The sequence below is a fragment of the Acidiphilium sp. genome (genome assembly GCF_049977125.1).
GTDB lineage: Bacteria > Pseudomonadota > Alphaproteobacteria > Acetobacterales > Acetobacteraceae > Acidiphilium.
This window is the reverse complement of record NZ_JBMFGY010000296.1, coordinates 1-2,467: the sequence shown is the minus strand read 5'-3', so window position 1 is coordinate 2,467 and position 2,467 is coordinate 1. Positions and strand designations below refer to the sequence as shown.

Annotated in this window: 2 protein-coding genes; one reads left to right on the top strand and one right to left on the bottom strand. The window is 48.6% G+C overall.

The window, feature by feature from the left end:
* Window positions 1-145: 145 nt before the first annotated feature.
* A complete protein-coding gene (locus tag ACP5E6_RS18275; protein WP_427956744.1) occupies window positions 146-1,621 on the bottom strand; it encodes a sensor histidine kinase in 1,476 nt (491 codons plus the stop codon).
* A gap of 229 nt (window positions 1,622-1,850) precedes the next feature.
* On the opposite strand from ACP5E6_RS18275, the gene ACP5E6_RS18270 reads away from it, so the two are divergent.
* Window positions 1,851-2,210 carry a hypothetical protein gene (locus ACP5E6_RS18270; RefSeq protein WP_427956740.1) on the top strand — a complete coding sequence of 120 codons (360 nt, stop codon included), beginning with the start codon at window positions 1,851-1,853 and terminating at the stop codon, window positions 2,208-2,210.
* Window positions 2,211-2,467 lie beyond the last annotated feature (257 nt).

Here is a 2,467-nt window from a genome sequence, read left to right as displayed (position 1 = left end):
CTCCAGCGCCGACACATTGCCGAGCCCTTCAAAACCAGCCCAAGTTGGCCGGTGAGCCGTCACGCCACCACTACGTCTGGTTGTATAGCAAATTTCAGAAAATTGCCGGAAATACCTTCATGAATAATAGCGGCTAGGATCCGACCTAGTTTTGAGACAATATGATGTCGCCTCCCATACGTAACCGGAGAATCGCTTTAAGACCCGGCTGACGGTCTTCTAGCAGAAACGCTCCGCCATGGAGTCTGCAAACAGAAACGACCAAGCTGAGACCGAGTCCCGATCCCGGCGTTGTACGTGCTGCTTCGGTCCGGAAAAAACGCTCTCCGATGCGCTGGCGCTGATTCTCCGGAATTCCTGGCCCATCATCTGAAACGGCGATTATGACAAAACCGCTATCAACCATCGTTGTTACGTGAATGTTGCCTGTGTTCGGTGAGAATTTTAGTGCATTATCAAGAAGGTTTACTATTGCTTGCTGAATCATATCCGGATCGCCAAACATCTCTAGATGTTCCATAGCTTCAATTGTCAGCGAAATTCCCTGATCCTCAGCACAAGTTTGGTACAAATCAAGAACTGTTTCCAGTCTGGGAATCAAATCAAAGACATGAAAGGCTGATCGCCTGGCACCAGAATCAATTTCCGCAATTCTAAGGAGGGCATTAAAGATTGCCGTGACTCGATCAAGATCGCCGGCCGCGACGGATAGCGCTTCGACTGTACTTGGTTGATCCGCTGCGACCACCATTGCTTCCTCGAGGCGCATCCGTACGCGTGTGATTGGTGAACGTAGGTCATGCGATATTGCGCTTGTGACATTTTGAACCCCATCTAATAAAGATGCGGCTCGATCCAAAATTTCATTCACTGTTCCCGCGATACGATCGAGTTCACCGCCACGTGGGTTACGGCGGATGCGTGCGTTCAGATCTCCCCGATTGACTGCGGCGGCGACCCCGCTGAGGTCAGCTAATGCGCGCCTGAAGAATGTACGGACCATTAATCCACCGACCAAGGCTAACAAAATTACCTCAACTGCAACGGACAATAAGTCAGTCCGCAGCATCCGGAGGACCTGCGAACCCCTATGGGTATTTTGGCCAATAAGCAACCTGAAGCCACCTGGTAATGCGTAAACCCGGAAAATAGCATCAATAATACGGCCCGATTGAATGACTGAGCTATGATACCAAACCTGCGGCTTCGTCCCAAATGATGGCCATTGCAACAAATTGCCTGCTACGATATTGCCGGATTGATCGACCAGCAAGTACAATCCGTGTCTACGATCTGTTTGTTGCGATAACCGCTGAACGGTATTAACTACCGCTAGAAGCCCCGAATCGCCATAACGTGCCGCAAGGATAACGGCATCACTCCGCACAGCGGCTTTGAACTCGGTAGTAAGCGTAATCGACGTTTGTTCCCATACTGTTAAGACTAGTATCGTAACAGAGATACCAAATATAAGAACAAACGCCGTAGCAAAACGAACACTTACAGAACTAAAAATATTTTGTAATCCACAGAAGGTATTTCTTTTTATTTTAGTTGACGGATTAAAAACAAAACCTTGCTTAGGCATTTTAAAAAAACGAGAGGCAGTCATTTCTGACATGACATTATTCCCCTATCCGTGATTACGGGATGCCGGGTAACTCACCATTCTCATCCAGCTGGGACTTGTTAGTCGAGTTGTGATGGGCAGTTGTCGAACATTTTCCTTTTTTAACCCCAAAAATTTTTTTCCCAAGCACCCTACGCGGCAGATGTTTACATACGATGGTGCGAGTTAGTATTACAGCGGGAGACGGTCGTCAATTAATTTCTCGCTAAGGTTGTATTCCATGCATATATGCAAAAAAAAGTTCACGCCGTTATACGAGGTCTGCCGGTGTAATTGGTTTCAAATCTTTGGTTTCGGCGTCGCTTTTGTTCTAGCCGGATGCTCGACGCCTCAGCAGAACATTCATCGCGATCCGTTCATCGGCGCAAGGGCGGCAGCACTGGGTCTCGACTGGGCGACGACAGCCGATTTGACGCGACATTCCAGGGCGGTTTTTCTCTGGCCGTTGCCCTCACCTGTAACCGTCAATTCGACAATTGTTCCCTTGGAGATCAGCGTTCCTCCGCCGGAATTCAAATTCCAATCTCGGCCTTACGTCCAAACCGGCGCCCAGCACATCGAATTCAAGAAATCCGAATAAAATGTGTGGCGCGACAAACAGGGTGAGAAACCGTCAACCAGCGTGAGAAAAAACTGACCGCGACGTGACGTGGGATATCGTGTTGTGGTTTTGTTGCGAGGGCGATTATCAACTTGATTGTTGGGGTGGACGGCCCAGCGGCATCATGTACCAATGTTGCGTCGTTCAATTCCAACGAAAGGGCCGACTGGATGAACTTTAACCCATATTTAGCAGTGCCTCGAATAAACCGCATAATATCAGCATCTTACACTCGT